The organism is Lysobacter sp. TAB13, from assembly GCF_052113885.1.
GTDB classification, from domain to species: domain Bacteria; phylum Pseudomonadota; class Gammaproteobacteria; order Xanthomonadales; family Xanthomonadaceae; genus Lysobacter; species Lysobacter gummosus.
In genome coordinates this window covers 265,427-282,007 of record NZ_JBFRDR010000002.1, presented here as the reverse complement: position 1 = coordinate 282,007, position 16,581 = coordinate 265,427, and the positions used below count along the sequence as shown (strand labels likewise).

General features: G+C 60.6%; 13 protein-coding genes. 6 read left to right on the top strand and 7 right to left on the bottom strand.

Annotated elements, in window-relative coordinates; genetic code table 11:
• Positions 1-80: 80 nt before the first annotated feature.
• The 3 genes from AB4Y92_RS03965 to AB4Y92_RS03955 all read left to right on the top strand — a co-directional run bounded on the left by AB4Y92_RS03965 (position 81) and on the right by AB4Y92_RS03955 (position 4,916).
• A complete protein-coding gene (locus AB4Y92_RS03965; protein ID WP_441818473.1) occupies positions 81-2,027 on the top strand; it encodes a Z1 domain-containing protein in 1,947 nt (648 codons plus the stop codon).
• Positions 2,028-2,040: 13 nt separating this feature from the next.
• Positions 2,041-3,819: an ATP-dependent nuclease gene (locus AB4Y92_RS03960; RefSeq protein WP_441818472.1), complete on the top strand. Its 1,779-nt coding sequence runs from the start codon at positions 2,041-2,043 to the stop codon at positions 3,817-3,819.
• A 71-nt stretch (positions 3,820-3,890) separates the two neighbouring features.
• The gene (locus AB4Y92_RS03955; protein WP_441818471.1) at positions 3,891-4,916 is read left to right on the top strand and encodes a DNA cytosine methyltransferase; all 1,026 of its coding nucleotides are present in this window, start codon (positions 3,891-3,893) and stop codon (positions 4,914-4,916) included.
• Positions 4,917-5,842: 926 nt separating this feature from the next.
• Here AB4Y92_RS03955 and AB4Y92_RS03950 read toward each other — a convergent pair.
• The 6 genes from AB4Y92_RS03950 to arsH all read right to left on the bottom strand — a co-directional run bounded on the left by AB4Y92_RS03950 (position 5,843) and on the right by arsH (position 10,510).
• Positions 5,843-6,802 carry an alpha/beta fold hydrolase gene (locus AB4Y92_RS03950; protein ID WP_441818470.1) on the bottom strand — a complete coding sequence of 320 codons (960 nt, stop codon included), beginning with the start codon at positions 6,800-6,802 and terminating at the stop codon, positions 5,843-5,845.
• A gap of 167 nt (positions 6,803-6,969) precedes the next feature.
• Positions 6,970-7,698, bottom strand: coding sequence for a LytR/AlgR family response regulator transcription factor (locus AB4Y92_RS03945; protein ID WP_441818469.1), 729 nt, complete (start codon positions 7,696-7,698; stop codon positions 6,970-6,972).
• A complete protein-coding gene (locus tag AB4Y92_RS03940) occupies positions 7,695-8,756 on the bottom strand; it encodes a sensor histidine kinase (protein WP_441818468.1) in 1,062 nt (353 codons plus the stop codon). Before AB4Y92_RS03940 ends, AB4Y92_RS03945 begins: the two co-directional genes overlap by 4 nt.
• 6 nt (positions 8,757-8,762) lie before the next feature.
• Entirely contained in the window at positions 8,763-9,071 is a 309-nt protein-coding gene (locus tag AB4Y92_RS03935) for a hypothetical protein (protein ID WP_441818467.1), read from the bottom strand.
• Positions 9,072-9,312: 241 nt separating this feature from the next.
• The gene (arsC, locus tag AB4Y92_RS03930) at positions 9,313-9,732 is read right to left on the bottom strand and encodes an arsenate reductase (glutaredoxin) (RefSeq protein WP_441818466.1); all 420 of its coding nucleotides are present in this window, start codon (positions 9,730-9,732) and stop codon (positions 9,313-9,315) included.
• A gap of 7 nt (positions 9,733-9,739) precedes the next feature.
• Positions 9,740-10,510, bottom strand: a complete 771-nt coding sequence (arsH, locus tag AB4Y92_RS03925) for an arsenical resistance protein ArsH (protein WP_441818465.1) — start codon at positions 10,508-10,510, stop codon at positions 9,740-9,742.
• Between the two features lie 40 nt (positions 10,511-10,550).
• Between arsH and AB4Y92_RS03920 the strand changes: the two genes are divergently transcribed.
• From AB4Y92_RS03920 to AB4Y92_RS03910, 3 genes are all read left to right on the top strand, one after another.
• The gene (locus AB4Y92_RS03920; RefSeq protein ID WP_441818464.1) at positions 10,551-10,895 is read left to right on the top strand and encodes an ArsR/SmtB family transcription factor; all 345 of its coding nucleotides are present in this window, start codon (positions 10,551-10,553) and stop codon (positions 10,893-10,895) included.
• 402 nt (positions 10,896-11,297) lie between these two features.
• Positions 11,298-14,096 carry a TonB-dependent receptor gene (locus tag AB4Y92_RS03915; protein WP_441818463.1) on the top strand — a complete coding sequence of 933 codons (2,799 nt, stop codon included), beginning with the start codon at positions 11,298-11,300 and terminating at the stop codon, positions 14,094-14,096.
• A gap of 89 nt (positions 14,097-14,185) precedes the next feature.
• On the top strand, positions 14,186-14,992 hold the full coding sequence (locus AB4Y92_RS03910) for a rhamnogalacturonan acetylesterase (RefSeq protein WP_441818462.1): 807 nt from the start codon (positions 14,186-14,188) through the stop codon (positions 14,990-14,992).
• Here the strand turns inward: AB4Y92_RS03910 and AB4Y92_RS03905 are convergent.
• The gene (locus AB4Y92_RS03905) at positions 14,989-16,575 is read right to left on the bottom strand and encodes a carboxylesterase/lipase family protein (protein WP_441818461.1); all 1,587 of its coding nucleotides are present in this window, start codon (positions 16,573-16,575) and stop codon (positions 14,989-14,991) included. The genes AB4Y92_RS03910 and AB4Y92_RS03905 overlap by 4 nt on opposite strands.
• Between the last annotated feature and the right edge of the window lie 6 nt (positions 16,576-16,581).

Below are 16,581 nucleotides of genomic sequence, written 5' to 3'. Positions count from 1 at the left end.
TTTGAAATCAGTGGCCCGGCTGGCACTTTAGGGCGAAAAGTGCCACCTTCCGATTGGAGCAAACTACTTAGTGAGGGTATATGAACCACAGGGACCAAGTGCTCAACTTACTCCGTACTCAGGTAAGCAACCTTTCAGAAGTAGACGATATTCAACGGACCGCGGAGGAAGTTGCAACCAATTGGATCAAGCCTCTCAGCGGCGGCCAAGAGCAGATTAACGGTCTAATCTATGGGCTGGTGCAGAGCGGAAAAACGGGCGTCCTCACTGCAACCGGGGCAATTGGAGCGGATGAGGGCTATAAGACAATAATTATCCTAACGTCAGATATTGATCCTCTCTACGAACAAACATTCGCGCGGGCGCAAGAAGCTTTCCCAGGAATGGACATCCTCGGGAAGAAAGATATCAGGCATTTAGACTCCTTCATCCAACGCATCAAAGGAGAAACTTGCGCGATTGTGATCACCAAAAATGGCGGTCATCTCAAGACACTTATTGAGAATTTTAAACGAAGTTCCTTACGCGGTGTCAGCTGCCTGATTATCGATGACGAAGCGGACCAAGCAAGCCTCAATACGCGGGCGCGCAAGGACGACGGATCTAGAAGTAAAATAAATGAGTTAATCGAAGAAATTCGAGCTTTTTTTTATAAGAACACCTACTTGCAAGTGACGGCTACGCCACAGGCACTCTTTCTTCAGCCTGAGCACCACTCTTTCCGTCCTAAATTTACGGTACTCAGCCACCCGGGCGCTGACTACGTCGGTGGCGATGATTTTTTCTCTGACACATCTTCGTTAGTCAAAGAGTTCCCTATCGCCGACATAACAAGCTTGGCACCTGGCTCACAGCCAACGCCGTCGCCCATAATCCCTTCGTCGCTGCTCCGAGCACTCGATACATTTATGATTGCGGCGACCTACAAGCGTCTCTCAGAACCAACTCAAAACTGCGCATTCCTTTGCCACGTCAGCACGAAGACGAGTGACCACAATCATATTGTTAGCCTTCTAAGAAAATATAAAACAGATCTAACAAGCAACTTAAAAGCAAACGATCAAAAGGTAGTCTCACGCCTTAGTGCTGCGTATGATGATTTGGCGGCCACACATGAACCACTGAGACAATGTAGCTTTCAGTCAATAATTAAAGCAATTGCATTCTTTAGCCCGGGCATAACGGTAAAACTCGTAAACGGGGAAACTGACGAAGATGTCGCAGTTCGCTCTCCGTATAACCTATTCGTAGGTGGAAATAAGCTCGGCCGTGGCGTAACGATCAAGAATCTTCTCGTTAGCTATTACGGCCGCAATCCTCGCACGCCACAGGCTGACACTGTCCTGCAGCACGCACGCATGTACGGTTATCGGCGTAAGGATATTGGCTTGCTCCGACTGTTCCTACCACCCCAGTTGCACACTGTATTTCAGGCGATCAATAAGATGGAGCGCAGCTTGCGAGATCTGGTTGCTAGCCAGGCTCAAGAAGAATTTCGCGGAATTTATCTCGAAGGAAATTTGCAACCTACTAGGAAGAATGTGCTCGTTCCGGGTGCTATCGGAGTTTACACCGGAGGCGGAACATACAACCCCGCACAGGTTCGACGCGACATTAATGAATCGCTAGAGCTGGCTGCTATCGACGCTAAGCTTGCAAATATTTCCGACCGTAGTTACCACGAGCTACCTATTGAGACTATAAAAGAGCTCATCCATCTTACTTGCCCGGACCCGAACGAGGCCGAGTTCGTATGGGATAAACTGGCAATTGTAGAATCACTAGCCCAGTGCGCAAAGCTCCGAGACTTGCCGACGGGTTATGTATATGTCGATCGCGATCGTGACTTGGTGGGCAGTCGCCGAGAGACTCAGGGCATCTTGACGGGCGGAGAAGCGAAGCTCGTCCCAGATACGAAGCCCACCTTGTTTATGCTTCGAACAGCCGCAAAAAACGGACGCAGCGCAGCTTGGTGGCCTCAGATCAGATTTCCGGCCGGCCGATACGCATTCGCCTTTTCTATGTAGGGACAAATGAGCGATGGCTACGAACGACGAGATCTCAGCACTCGTTGCTACGATCAAGGGCTTCAAACCAGGCGGCGCCTTAAAGAGCTACATCACGCACATCACGTTTCCAAAGTTCAAGAACATAGAGCCGAAAACAACAATCAAATTCGATTTTCCTCTGACCGCGCTAGTCGGAGCGAATGGAATTGGCAAGAGCTCAGTGCTTCATGCTTTGTGGGGAGCTCCATTCGGATACTCCACTGCAAAGTATTGGTTCGCTACCGAACTCGATCCAATCGAAGGAAATCAAAAGAACCCGCAACGTTTCTTTTATGGCCATTGGAGCGATTCCTACAACGGCATTGTTGAAACAAGAAAAGCGCGCATCGGGAAGAAGCGGGGTGCAGACTACTGGGAGCCATATCGTACCAGCGTCCAAGATGGGATGAAGCAGCTACCAGAAGGAAACTTCGATGGCAAAGCTAAGGACCGCTGGAATCCAGTTAAGCGCACATGCGTTTACATCAATCTAAAGACCACCTTTGGATCGTTCGATAGATACTTCTACTTCGACGATGGCATAACTGGAGGGGATAAACGCGAGGCTATGCTACGGGAGGCTAAACGCCTCAATAGGATTGTCCAGGATGATCGGCAGTCATACAAGCTGGGAGGAGGAAGTGAGCGTGTATTTGAAAACAGACTGCTCACCGATGCAGAACTCTCGAATGTGTCTGCCATTCTTGGTCGTGAATATCAATCTGCGCGTCTAGTTAGGCATTCACTGTACCCCGGCAAAAGAGGCGAAGATCTAAGTGTGATCTTTAATCGGGGCACGCAGTACTCCGAGGCCTTCGCTGGCAGCGGCGAAATAGCAGCTGTAAGCGCTGTCGTGCGAATTCTAAATGCTCCGCCCCAATCACTTATCTTGCTTGACGAGCCCGAAACCTCACTCCATCCAGGAGCTCAGAGGGCTCTTTTGAAGTTTTTGCTTGAACGCATCAAGATCGACAAGCATCAAATCATTATCTCAACTCACTCCATGGAATTCTTACGCGGGCTTCCACATAACGCCATTAAAGTTTTTGAGGACGGTGGCGCCGGCCGCTCACGTGTATTGCCGCAGAGCAGCCCGTCCGCTGCCCTGAAACGTCTAGGCAAACCGCCAGAGAATGTTAGGCGCGTGTTAGTTGAGGACGCAATGGCCGCAATCCTGGTTGAGCATGCAGCGAAAGGCCTTGACCCTGGAGATGCGGAGACTCTAGAAATCCGCATAGCTCCGGGAGGTGCTGACGCAATTCTAGCCAACCTCGGCCCCTCTGCGATGACTTCAGGAGACGACGTTTTCGTGCTTCTAGACGGGGACAAACGTAACGTCCCTCACTTTAGTGATCCGATGGGCATTCCTCCCGCCAAGTACCCAGAGCTTGATGATCTATTGAAGAAAGAAACGGGCGTAAAGCCAAACCTACATATTCCCGGGGGAGCGGATCAGGCTGGGCATAATAATGCCAAGGTCCAAGCCCAATTGGACTACCTAACTTGGTTGCGCGCCCGTCTTGACTATTTGCCTAAAGCCACTCCTGAGCATATTGCGCTTGAGGCCCTGCAACCAGCAGGAGGGCACTCAACCAAGACGCCAAAGGAAGCGAAGAAGGCGTTCAAGGCCTATCTGGATAAAGGACTTGATGTGGCCCTTAGCGCTGAGGACATCATTGGTTTGGCTAAGGTAGCGATTGYACAGGTTCCGCAAAATAATCTAGACATTGTTTCGGTGCGTGACAGGTTAGAAGTTTGGCTTCACCATTAGGCGGACCCTAGGCGCCTGACGCACAATCCGCTATGACGCGCACGCGAACCCAGCAACTTCGAGAAAGCGTAATGACACTTAAAGCTATTGATCTATTTAGCGGTTGCGGTGGCCTAAGTCAGGGCTTGAAGGACGCAGGCTTTTCGGTCGTCGCCGCAGTCGAGATAGACGCGAAAGCTCAGGAAACCTACAGCCTCAACCATCCCGAAGTGGCTCTATATGGAGCCGACATCCGAGCTCTGGATCCACTTTCAGTTGCCTTAGCCGCGAAGCTTCAGCCCGGAGAGCTTGATCTGCTTGCAGGGTGCCCTCCCTGCCAGGGCTTCTCCCGACTCAGAACTAAGAATCAAAAAACTTCTGTGCAGGATGATAGGAACGATTTGGTTCTTGATTTTTATCGCTTCGTTGTCGCGCTTCTTCCAAAGACCGTCATGCTCGAGAATGTGCCGGCGCTCATGCGTGATGATCGTTTTGAGCAACTTAGGGAAAAGCTGAGTCTGCTCGGCTACAGCTCGGTCGTTGAGGTGCTCGATGCGTCAAATTATGGAGTACCCCAACGTCGCAAGCGGCTTATCCTGCTCGCCTCTAGAGTTCACTCTCCGAGCCCCGGGAAAATAGTGCAACAGCGTGTAACTGTACGTCAGGCAATCAGCCAATTGGATGCGCCGTCAAAGACAAAAGATAGTCTTCACGCTTTGAAAGAAAATCGTTCTCCAGCAATACGCAAGCTCATCTCGTTGGTTCCAAAGAATGGCGGGAGCCGAACAGATCTACCGAGCAAATACAAGCTCGCTTGCCATAAGAAAAGCGATGGCTTTCGCGATGTATATGGTCGCATGGCATGGGATGATGTCGCTCCAACCATTACGAGCGGCTGCCATAACCCCTCAAAAGGCCGATTCCTACACCCCTCTCGCAATAGGAATATTACGCTGCGGGAAGCAGCGATCCTTCAGGGATTTCCCGTCAGTTATCACTTTGATGTGTCTCATGGAAAGGAGTCAATTGCGCTGATGATCGGCAATGCTTTGCCGCCGCCGTTCATCTGCATCCATGCGAATTCGCTCAAAGCTGGAATAGTCGCGTCCACCCAATGAGCCAAATTTCATTAATGTTTAACGCGCAGCAGTGCTGCCAGGATAAATAGATTTGACGCGGGGCCTTAGGCAATCTTCAAAATGGCTGATGCGATGACTAAGAAGCAGCCAGGCTCGCCGGTTGAACAGCAGACTTCATGCGACTCCGTGAACCGATCATGTGCTCACTATGCTCGGTGCAACGGCTGGCTACGGGCGTCGAAGTGACCCCAACCTGCGGCGCCATCTCGCCCCATAGTTGACACGGCCGCGTACTGGCGGCTAAATTTTGCGCACCACTCCGCCTTCGTCGTCGTCATTCAGTTGACCAAACGGCTTGGGACGAATAAACCGCCGCAAGGCGGTTTTTTCATGTCTGTAAGAATCCAAACCGCGTCATTTCGACTAGGGCGACTACCGTCAGCATCAACGGCTACAACCTCACTACGTCCGAAATCGCGGCGTGAGCTACAAGTGGCTCGGCGTAGTAGCGCTGAGCGTTCGGCAAACCGCGCCGCTTTCTTTAATCGCGCAAGTAATCGAGTACCTGCTGCTCAGTACGAGTATGACGAGGCTGATACGGCGCAAGCGTCTGATCCTCTCACTTGCACCAGCGCACGCACTTTGTCGACGGCGGAGGCGACCGTCAAGCTCGCAACTAGCTGACTATTAAGAAAATGCACAAACTATGGTAGGCGGATCGTCTTCAATCCACGACCGCGGATGCGTGCATGCACAGACTATGCCCGCGCCAAGACACAGACTTTGGCTTTGTGTCCAGCGGCGGGTGCAGCGGCAAGGTTTGTGCCTGATGCACTGACGTGGGTGAATGACCGAGGCGGACGTCAGAACGAACCTGGGGCAAATCTGCGAATCACCTGACTATGCCCATCCGCCCAGATTCCTTTAAGCGATAGCGGATGGCTTTGGCGCCCCCGACCGCGCCCCTAGACGCCCCACAGCGCTCGCGCCTCTTCGGCGACCAGCTCGGGCAATTCCTCCGGCCAGAACAGCTTCCCGCCTTCCACCAGCCGAATGCCGCGGGATCCAGGCAGGGTCTTGTCGAGCCATGCCGCCCACGAAGTCGGGAAGAGCGGGTCTGCCGTGCCCCATACCATGCGTGTGGGCGCGTTCAACCGGCGCAGGGCCGGCTCGATCGCGGGCAAGGGGTTGGGGTCGAGCGCCACCAGATAGCCATTGAGCTGGGACCTGCGCAGCGACGATGCGACCAGTGGCCTGAAGTAATACTCAAGCGCTTCATCGGTGACCTGCATCGGATTCATGTAGGCCGAGCCGATGATGCCCTTTTCTGAGCGGGCGTAGGCCCGATCGTCCAGATGCCGCTGCATGCTCCGGTCGTACGTACCGGCCCTGGCGGCGTTGATTGAATTGCGCAACTGCATGGGCGGGGAGTTCTCATGCACATCGCAGTTTGTCAGAAGCATCGTGCGAACCCGCTGCGGGTGTTGCGCCGCGAGCAGCTGCGCGATCGTGCCGCCGCTGTCGTTGGCCACCAGATCGATCGCCGGGATCGAAAGGCCATCGAGAAACGCCACAAGCATGTCGGTTTGCGCTTGCGGGGAGAGGTTTTGTTTCTCTGAAACCTCCGTATAGCCAAGCCCCATAAAGTCCGGTGCGATGCATCGCCGGTAGGAGGAAAGCAGCGCAAGCGATCCACGCCAATGGAAGCTGTTCAAGGGCAAGCCGTGGAGGAACAGCGCTGCGGGACCGGCGCCCATCTCTACATAGGCGATGCGTCCGAACGGCGTTTCGGCAAAGCGGCGAATGGCGGCGAACCCCGTCGTATCCAACACCATCGCAGTCTTGCCCGGCGTCGTGCGGCAGGCGGAAAGGACCGCTGCGCCCGCGATCGACGCACAGGCGCCCAAAAAGTCCCGTCGTTTCATCTCAGCTCCTAAGCCGCAGCGCCAGGGGTTCAATGATTCGAATCGAACCGCGCTTGCGTGGCCGGGACAAGCCATGTGGGACGAACGACTTGAATTCGGGCGTGAGCGGCAATTGCCCGTATGGCGCCGGGCCGCCAGCACCTGTGCTTAAGACGGCGTCCCAAGCATCAGGAGGCTTCCGATGCCGAAATTCCGAGCGCCTTTCGCAGCCGGTCGCGATAGCTTCGCCCACCGGATAATTTCTGACCGTTGTGCAGACGAAGCAGATACTGCCCTGACGGCAATATTTCCATGTCCCGCACCGCACCGATGCGGACCATGCGCGAGCGATGGATGCGCACGAACTGCGAGGGATCGAGCCGGGCTTCGATGGCCGTCAGTGTTTCCCTGGCCACCAGTCGCTCATGTCCACAGTGCACCTCAACATAGTTGGCGCTGGCTATCAGCGAATCTATGGTCTGCACCGGCACCGAGCGCAAGCGGGCGCCCGCCTGCAACGAAAGGCGCTCTGGGAAGGCCGGCCTGCGTGCATTCAAGCGCTCGCGCAGGCGCGCCAGCGTGGCCTGCAGGCGGCGCACGGTGAACGGCTTCAGCAAATAGTCGACCGCGCCGGTCTCGAACGCATGAACCGCATGCTCGGAATGAGCGGTGACATACACCACGCAGGTATCGCCGGTAGCGGCGTTGGCGGACAGCTGCAGCCCATCGATCCCGGGCATGCGAATGTCGAGGAAAGCGACATCGGGGCAGTGCGCGCGAAGCGCCGCCACGGCGGAAACTCCCTCTGCGCATTCCGCGACGACTTCAACCCCGTCCTCCTCGCGCAACAGGCGCGAAAGGCGAGCCAGCGCCATCGGCTCGTCATCCACCACGATGGCGCGTATATGCCCGTTCATACCGCCTCCGAAAGCCGCTGCAGCGGCAGGTCGATAGCAACGCAGGTGCCGCTGCCAGGTGTTGTCTCCACCTCGAAGCGGAAGTCATCGCCGAAAAGGCATTGCAATCGCGCACGCGCGCTCGCCAATCCGACGCCTTGTCCCGGCAGCACGATCGCACCGCTGTTGCCATCGTCGCGAACCTTGAGAAGCAGCCGATTCTCGCGGCGCTCGGCGGTGACCCGGATGCTTCCGGGTTCCATGGATGGAGCGATAGCGTAGCGGATCGCATTCTCGACCAGAGGTTGCAATAAGAGCCGCGGCACCATGACCGAATAAAGCGATTCATCCGCATCCAGGTAAAAGCGCAGCCGCGCCCCTAAGCGGACCTGTTCAATGCCTACATAGTCTTCGAGCAATTCGATTTGCTCGCCCAGCGTAGTGTGCTGTGTCGCCGCGCCGTCGATGCTTTGCCGCAGCAAGCCGCCAAGTCCCACCACCATGCGGTCCGCGGCGGCCACGTCGCGATGCATCACCTCGCTGATGGAATGCAGCGCATTGAACAGGAAGTGCGGATCGAGCCGCGCCGCGAGCGCTTCGAAGCGCGCCTGCGACAACTGCGAATGCAGTTCGGCATGCTGCTGTTGACGCAGCCGTTCGCGCCGCGCGAACAACAGCGCGTGCGCTACGCCGATGATCATCCAGGCCGTAAGCAAGTCGCTGAGAAAGCTCGTGCGCAGCAGCACAGGCCAACTGGGTAACTGGGCATGCCAGCCGATCCATGGATTGAACAAAGCCACGCACAGGGCGCGCATCACGATGATCCCGGCCACGGCCAGGGCCAGCCATCCGATTGACCGGATCGTGGCGCCGCGCTCTATGGGATGGCGACCCACCCACCAGATAAGAAACATGGTGAACGGGATCCATAGAACCGCCTTGGCCATTTCCGTGCGCAACAGGTAGGACGAGGCGACCTGCCCGGAAAAGGCCTCATACATCTGCCCGGTCCATACCAGCCCGGTGAGCAGCCACCAGGCACTCGCACTAGCCCACGTCAAAGCCGTTTGTCGTTGCATGGCGGATTATTTTCGATCGAACGCGTCAGGACCGGCCGGCTGCGGCGTCTGCGGGGCGGCGGCTCCAGGAGGCGCCATCACCGCCTTCACGCCAACGCTCGGGCCGGTGCGATTTGAAGTCTGCGCTTCCGGCAACATCCTGCGCCATTTCCACAGGCTGACGACCGTCCAGCCGGCGGCGGCGATCGCCACGCAGATGATAATCACGCCTGCGAGCAGGATCGCGACGATTTCGGAGACATCGATCGGCATTCGATTCTCCATCGCGATCATTTCGGCAATTATCGCGGCAACTATTACGGGATCGAACGGCATTCGCTTTCACTCCCTGGGCAGCGTCGCCATCGCTCCTTGGTCCGCGGAACGGCAACTGTGGCCATGATGAACGGCCCAGCTGAGCATATTCAATGATTCGCGGCCAATGAGCCCGCGGGAGGGGGAATGCGCGCACCCGCACAAGGCGCACGTTGCCGCTGGTTACCCAGCTCGCCGGCGAGCTCGTATTCTTCGCCGAACGATCCACGGCACGGCCGACCGGCACCGCCGATCGCCGCGGCTAGCGAACGCGTCGCCCGTGGCTGTCGATGACCACTTCGCCGTCTTCCTTCACGAATGGCGCGGTCAGCGGCGGCAAGAGGTCCAGAACCACTTCCGACGGACGACACAGGCGAATGCCCTGGTCGGTCTGCACGAACGGGCGATTGATCAGAATCGGCGTGCGCAGCATCGCGTCGAGCAATGCCTCATCGCCAAGGCCCGGATCGTCCAGGCCCAGATCCAGATACGGCGTGCCGTTCTGGCGGATGGCCTCGCGCACGCTCAGGCCGGCGCCGGCGATCAGTTCGCGCAGACGCTCGCGGCTGGGCGGATCGCGCAGGTAGTCGATCACCTGCGGCTCGATGCCGGCATGGCGGATCAAGGCCAGCGTGTTGCGCGATGTTCCGCATTGCGCGTTGTGATAGATGACGGCGTGCATGTCGGCCTCAGTTGCAAGCGCCCGCGCAGCAGGGCGTCGGGCGGGTTGTCGGCGGAGTGATCGCGGCGGTTTCGACTGCCGCGGCGGCCATCGCGAGCTGTCGCGCCGCCAGGTCGCCCTTGCGTTCGCTGTAGCGGTCGGTGAGGTAATCGGCGCGGTCGCGCGTGAGCAGGGTGAACTTGACCAACTCTTCCATGACATCGACCACGCGGTCGTAGTACGCCGACGGCTTCATCCGGCCGTGCTCATCGAATTCCTGCCACGCCTTGGCCACCGACGATTGATTCGGGATGGTGATCATGCGCATCCAACGCCCCAGCAGGCGCAAGGCATTGACCACGTTGAACGACTGCGAACCGCCGCAGACCTGCATCACCGCCAGGGTGCGGCCCTGGGTCGGGCGCACGCTGCCTTCTTCCAGCGGCAACCAGTCGATCTGGTTCTTGAACACCGCGGTCACGCCGCCGTGCCGCTCCGGACTCACCCACACCTGGCCTTCGGACCACAACGACAGCGCGCGCAGTTCCTGCACTTTGGGATGCGTGGCCGCGACGCTGTCCAGCATCGGCAATTCGTGCGGATCGAACACGCGGGTGTCCGCGCCGAAGCGCTGCAGCAATCGCTCGGCTTCCAGCGCCAGCTTGCGGCTGAAGGACTGCGGGCGCAGCGAACCGTAAAGGATCAGGATGCGCGGCGGCTGCGCAGCCGCGCTGAGCCGGAGCGGATCGGGCAACTCCAGCGCGTCCGGATCGATATGGGGCAACTGCGGATCGGTCATGACGGTTGCTCGCGGCTGTCTATTCCACTATTCTAGATTAATGGAAATGATGGACGCAACCCAATCCCTGGCCGCGCTCGGGCATGCCTCGCGGCTCGCGATCTTCCGCGAGCTGGTTCAGGCCGGCCCCGACGGCCGCATGGCCGGCGAACTGGCGCAGGCGCTGTCACTGCCCGGCGCCACCTTGTCGTTTCATCTGAAGGAACTGGCGGCCGCCGGCCTGATCCAGGGCGAGGCCCGGGGCCGCTACGTCAATTACCGCGCCGACTTCGCGGCGATGAACGGCTTGATCGAATTTCTGACCCGCAATTGCTGCGGCGGCGATACCGAGGTCTGCGCGCCCGGCGCGCAGAGTTGTTCGCCGACGCCGGCCAGCGCTCCGTAAGAAAGCCCCTGATGACATCGCGGCCGCCCGGCCAACGGCTGATTTGTTCTGGCCGATCTGCCGGGGTCGGCGCGCATGCTCGTCGTGTTCGCGACGACTCGCTCGTCTGATCAAGTGCCCGCTCCCGCAGGCAGCACCGCCCCGTCCGCCGGCGCCGCGTGCCTGGGTCCCTACTCGCCGAAACACACCGCCCCGGCCTCATCCGGCCTCCCCAAGCCGCCCGGCCCGCTCATCCGTGACCGGGCTCCCGAAAGCATTGGCGCACCGCAGCATGCTGTTCGCGCCAGGTTTTGTTAGGGTTTTGACCAGCGGTGTCATTTTCGTTCATGGACACCATAACAGGCGCAGAAAGCCCGCCAAAGCCGCGCAAAAGCGGCCTGGCACCTTTGGGAGGGGAGCGGAATGCAGGTACAGTCAGTGATTGAAAAGACACCGGTTACCATGCTGGCCGGCGCGATCGCGCTGGCTCTGTCGATCGCACCGGTGACCGGCCGCGCGCAGACGGCCGCCGCCCCGGCGCCGGCCGCACAGGCGGACGCGGCCCCGGCCCAGGACGCCAAGAACCTGGACGCGGTGGTCGTTACCGGCTTCCGCGCCAGCCTGCAGCAGGCGCTGGACATCAAGCGCGAGGAAGTCGGCGTGGTCGATGCGATCGTCGCCGAGGACATCGCGGACTTTCCCGACCTCAATCTGGCCGAATCGCTGCAGCGCATCCCGGGCGTATCGATCGCGCGTGATGCCGGCGAAGGCCGGCAGATTTCGGTGCGCGGCCTCGGGCCCGACTTCACCCGGGTGCGCATCAACGGCATGGAGGCGCTGACCACCGCCGGCGGCACCGACAGTTCCGGCGGCGCCAACCGCGGCCGCGGCTTCGACTTCAATGTCTTCGCCTCGGAATTGTTCAACAGCCTCAAGGTACGCAAGACCGCGTCGGCCGACGTGGAGGAAGGCTCGCTCGGCGCCACCGTGGATCTGCAGACCGCGCGGCCCTTCGACTACGACGGATTGACCTTCGTCGCCGGCGGCCAGCTGGGTTACAACGATTTGTCCAAGGACACCGATCCGCGCGCCACCGCGCTGATCAGCAACACCTGGATGGACGGCCGCTTCGGCGCGTTGCTGTCGGTGGCCTACACCGACCGCCGCCTGACCGAAGAAGGACACAGCACCGTGCGCTGGGACAACGGGCCGAGCAGCGGCGGTTTCGCCGCCAGTTCGCCGTTCGCCGCCGCGCGTCTTCCGACCACCTTCCACCCGCGGATTCCGCGTTACGGGGTGATGGAACACGATCAACAACGGCTGGGCGTCACCAGCGCGTTGCAGTTCAAGGTCAGCGACAAGACCGAACTGGGCCTGGACCTGCTGTACGCCAAGTTCGACGCGACCCGCACCGAAAACTTCCTCAACGGCATCTCCTTCAGCCGCACCGGCACCGGCAAGCCGCAGACCGTGGTGCTCGACGGCGAAGTGGACGAGCACGGCAACCTGGTCTACGGCCGTTTCAACAACGTGGACGTGCGGTCGGAAGCGCGTTACGACGAACTCACCACCAAGTTCACCCAGGCCAACTTCTACGGCGAGCACAAGTTCAGCGACGACTTCGCGCTCAGCGGCCAGATCGGCCGGGCCAAGTCAGAGTTCGACAATCCGATCCAGACCACGGTCACCCTGGATCGCAACAACGTGCAGGGATACAGCTACGACTACCGCGGCAACAGCCGCCTGCCGGTGATCGACAACGGCTTCGACGTCAACGATCCCAACGCCTGGAGCTTCGCCAACGGCGTGTCGGAAATCCGTCTGCGTCCGCAGGCCTCGGAGAACACCTTCGACAATCGGCAACTGGATTTCCGCTGGAACGTGGCCCCGGGCTTCAAGATCAAAGGCGGCGTGCAGTCCAAGAAATACCAGTTCCAGAGCAGCGAGAGCCGGCGCGCATCGGAACTGGTGGTGCCGGCGCTGCCGCCCGGCACGAATCTGGCCGACCTGACTAAACAGGTCGGCCTGCAGGGCACCAGCGTGGGCGGCAACAACGATTCGAGCTGGCTGATTCCGGACATCGACGCGTTCAACCGGTTGTTCGGCATCTACAGCAACAGCGGGATCTTCGCGGTATCGCCCGATGTCGCCAGCGCGCGCGGCAACAATCGCAGCGTCGAGGAAAAAGACCTGGGCTACTACCTCCAGGCTGATTTCTCCACCCAGGTGGGCCGGATTCCGCTGAGCGGCAATTTCGGCGTGCGCCACGTCAAGACCAAGCAGTCCTCCACCGGTTTCGCCCTGGCCGGCACCACGCCGGTCCTGACCACGGTGGGTCGCGACTACAGCGATACCCTGCCCTCGTTGAATCTGGTCGCCGACATCACTCCGGATTTCCTGATCCGCTTCGGCGCCTCCAAGGTGATGTCGCGACCGGGACTGGGCAATCTCACCCCGGGCGTGACGGTGAGCGTAAGCGGCGGCAATCGAGTGGTGTCCGGCGGCAATCCGCTGCTCGAACCGTTCCGTGCCAAGACCTACGACCTGGGCCTGGAGTGGTACTTCGCGGAAGAATCCCTGCTGGGACTGGGGTTGTTCTACAAGGACATCGACACCTTCGTGCAGACCTCGCGCGAGATCCGGCCCTACAACACCTCCGGCCTACCCGACGAACTGCTGGCCGGAACCGGCGCGCTGCCGACCGACGAATTCCAGTTCAACATTCCGGTCAACACGCCGGGCGGAAAACTGCGCGGCCTGGAGCTGAGCTATCAGCAGCCCTTCACCTTCCTGCCGAGTTTCTGGCACGACTTCGGCGTGCAGTTCAACTACACCTACGTCGATTCGAAGATCCAGTACGTCACCGCGGCCGGCGCCTCCTCGCTCAAGACCGATCTGGTGGGCCTGTCCAAGAACGCCTACAACGCGACGCTCTACTACGAAGGCGAACGTTTCAGCGCGCGCGTGTCGGCCGCGTATCGCGACGACTACCTGACCACCGTGCCCGGCCGCAACAACGCCGATGTCGAAGGCACCAAGGGCACGACCACCATCGACATGTCGGCCTCGTGGAAGATCAACGAGCAGTTGGAGCTGACCCTGGAAGGGCTCAACCTCACCGACGAGTACAACGACCAGTGGGTCGATTCGACCGCCGATCGGGTCTCGGTCTATCACCACACCGGACGCCAGTACTTCCTCGGTTTGCGATTCAAGTTGTGACGCGCCCGGTTGCGGCCCGGAACCCGCGTTCGGGTTTCTCCGCGCGCTGGCCGCAAGCCATCGCGCGGGTAACGGCTGACTTCACCGGTTTGGCGCCTCTGCGCGCGATCGTGTGGCTCGCCCTGTGGCTGAGTGGCTTGCCGATTAACGCGATCGCCGCCGATGCGCCGACGCTGCATTTGGCCGGCGACTCGACGATCGCGGTCAAGCGCGAGGAAAAACGTCCGGAAACCGGTTGGGGCGAAGCCATCGGCGAGGCTTTCGCCGACGGCCGCGTCCGCATCGACAATCGCGCCATGAACGGGCGCAGCACGCGCACGTTCATCGATGAAGGCCGATGGCAGGCACTGCTCGATACCGTCGCCGCCGGCGACTACGTCTTGATCCAGTTCGGCCACAACGACCAATCCCGGAACAAGCCCGACCGCTACACGCCGCCGGCCGACTATCGAAGCAATCTGGAACGCTTCGTCGATCAGACCCGCGCCCGCGGCGCCACGGCGATCTTGCTGACCCCGGTCGCGCGGCGGCGATTCGATCCGGCCGGCGCGGTGGCGCACAGCCACGGCGAGTATCCGGACATCGTGCGTGCGGTCGCGGCCGAACGCGAGGTGGCCTTGATCGATCTGGAACGGCGCAGCGAGGCCGTGCTGGCCTGGCAGGGCGCGGAGGATTCCAAGCGCCTGTTCCTGTGGCTGCGGCCCGGCGACAGCGCCAACTACCCCGACGGCTTGCAGGACGACACCCATTTCTCGCCGCAGGGCGCGCGCTGCATGGCCGCCGAAGTCGCCGACGGCCTGCGTTCGCTGCGCCTGCCGCTGACCCGGATGCTGAAACGGCCGCTGCCGGCGCGATGCCTGCGAACGGGCGGCTCCACCACGCCTTCGCCGCGCTAGAACGTTCCGCGCTGGATAAACGGCACGCGCTCGTAGAGCCGGCGTTCGCCGCCGCGAGGATCGTGCGCCAACCGCGGCGGCACATCGAACAACAGCGTCTGGCGCCGTTGCAGCGAGTACTGGGGCCACGCGGGCAGCCCGGCGTGGCCCGGGTCGCCATGCCGCGCCAGCGCCAGCAGCGCATCGCTCATCAATCCGGCCATCGTCCGTGCCTGCGCGCCGTCGCCGGTATTCGCTCCCGGCTGCGCGGTGTTGTCGAACACCAGCGCGATATCCAGCGTGTGCATGGCGCCGAAGCGGCCTTCATTCAACGGCGAGCCCCAATCGAGTTGATAGACCCAGGTCGGCGCGCCCTGACGCGCGCGCGCTTCGGCTTCCAGGATCGCCGCGCGCCACGAACGCCCGGCCGTGGTCGCGGCGAAGAACACCTGCGACGGCGTGTAATCGGGGTACAGCCGCCGATATTCGGCGATCACCGTGTGCGGGTCCAGATCGACGTACTGATGATCGCGCAACTTGTCCGGCAACTGCTCCCAGCTCAAGTCGAAGTTGGCCGGTTCGCGGCCGAGGAAGGCGCGGGTCTCATCGCGGGTATTGCCGATCAGCATCGGGATTTGCGCCGATTGCCCGGGCGCCTCGGGGTAGAACGGATGACGGTGCAGCGACTTCGCGTCGAGCACCGGTCCGAAGTACAGCGACATGTCTTCGATCGGCGAGGGATCGCGCACCCGGCTCGCCTCGACCAAGCGCTCGAACGGCAACGCGCAAAGGCGTTGCAGATCCTTCGGCGCGATACTCAGCTCATCTAAGAACCGCTGCGCGCGCTGGGTCGCCGCGCGCGGTCCGGCCGCGGTGACCTGCTGCCCGCTCATGGTCATGGCGCGATGGAACAGGCCGCGCGCGGCCGGCATCGCCATCAGGCTGGCGATCTTGGCGCCGCCGCCGGATTGGCCGAACACGGTGACGTTCGCGGCATCGCCGCCGAACTCGGCCGCATGCTCGCGCACCCAGGTCAGCGCCTGGATCAGGTCCAACTGGCCGACATTGCCGGACCAGGCGAAGCGGTCGCCGCCGAGTTGCGCCAGATACAGATAGCCGAACGCGTTGAGGCGATGATTGAGCGTGATCACCACCGCATCGCCGCGCCGGCACAGGTTGACGCCGTCGTACAGCGGGCTGCTGCCCGAGCCGCTGTCGTAGCCGCCGCCATGCAGGTAGACCAAAACTGGCCGGCGGGCATCGTCGCGCAACGCCGGCGTGAATACGTTCAAGTACAGGCAGTCTTCGCTGATGCGGCCGTCGGCGCGCTTCTGCGGCGCGGACGCCGCGTATTCGACGGCATCGCGCACGCCCTGCCACGGGACCTCGCGCAACGCCGGCATGAAGCGGCGCGCGGCGGTGTCGGCGCCGTAAGGCACGCCCTTGAATACCTGGATGCCGCGATCGCGATAGCCGCGGATACGGCCGCTGCGCGTGTCGGCCAGCGGCGCGGTGTCGCCGCGGCCGGCGAACGCGGCATGCGGCATCCAGCCCGCGGCCGCGACGCCGCCCGCTATCGCCTTGAGCACATCGCGCCGACGCATGCGGGC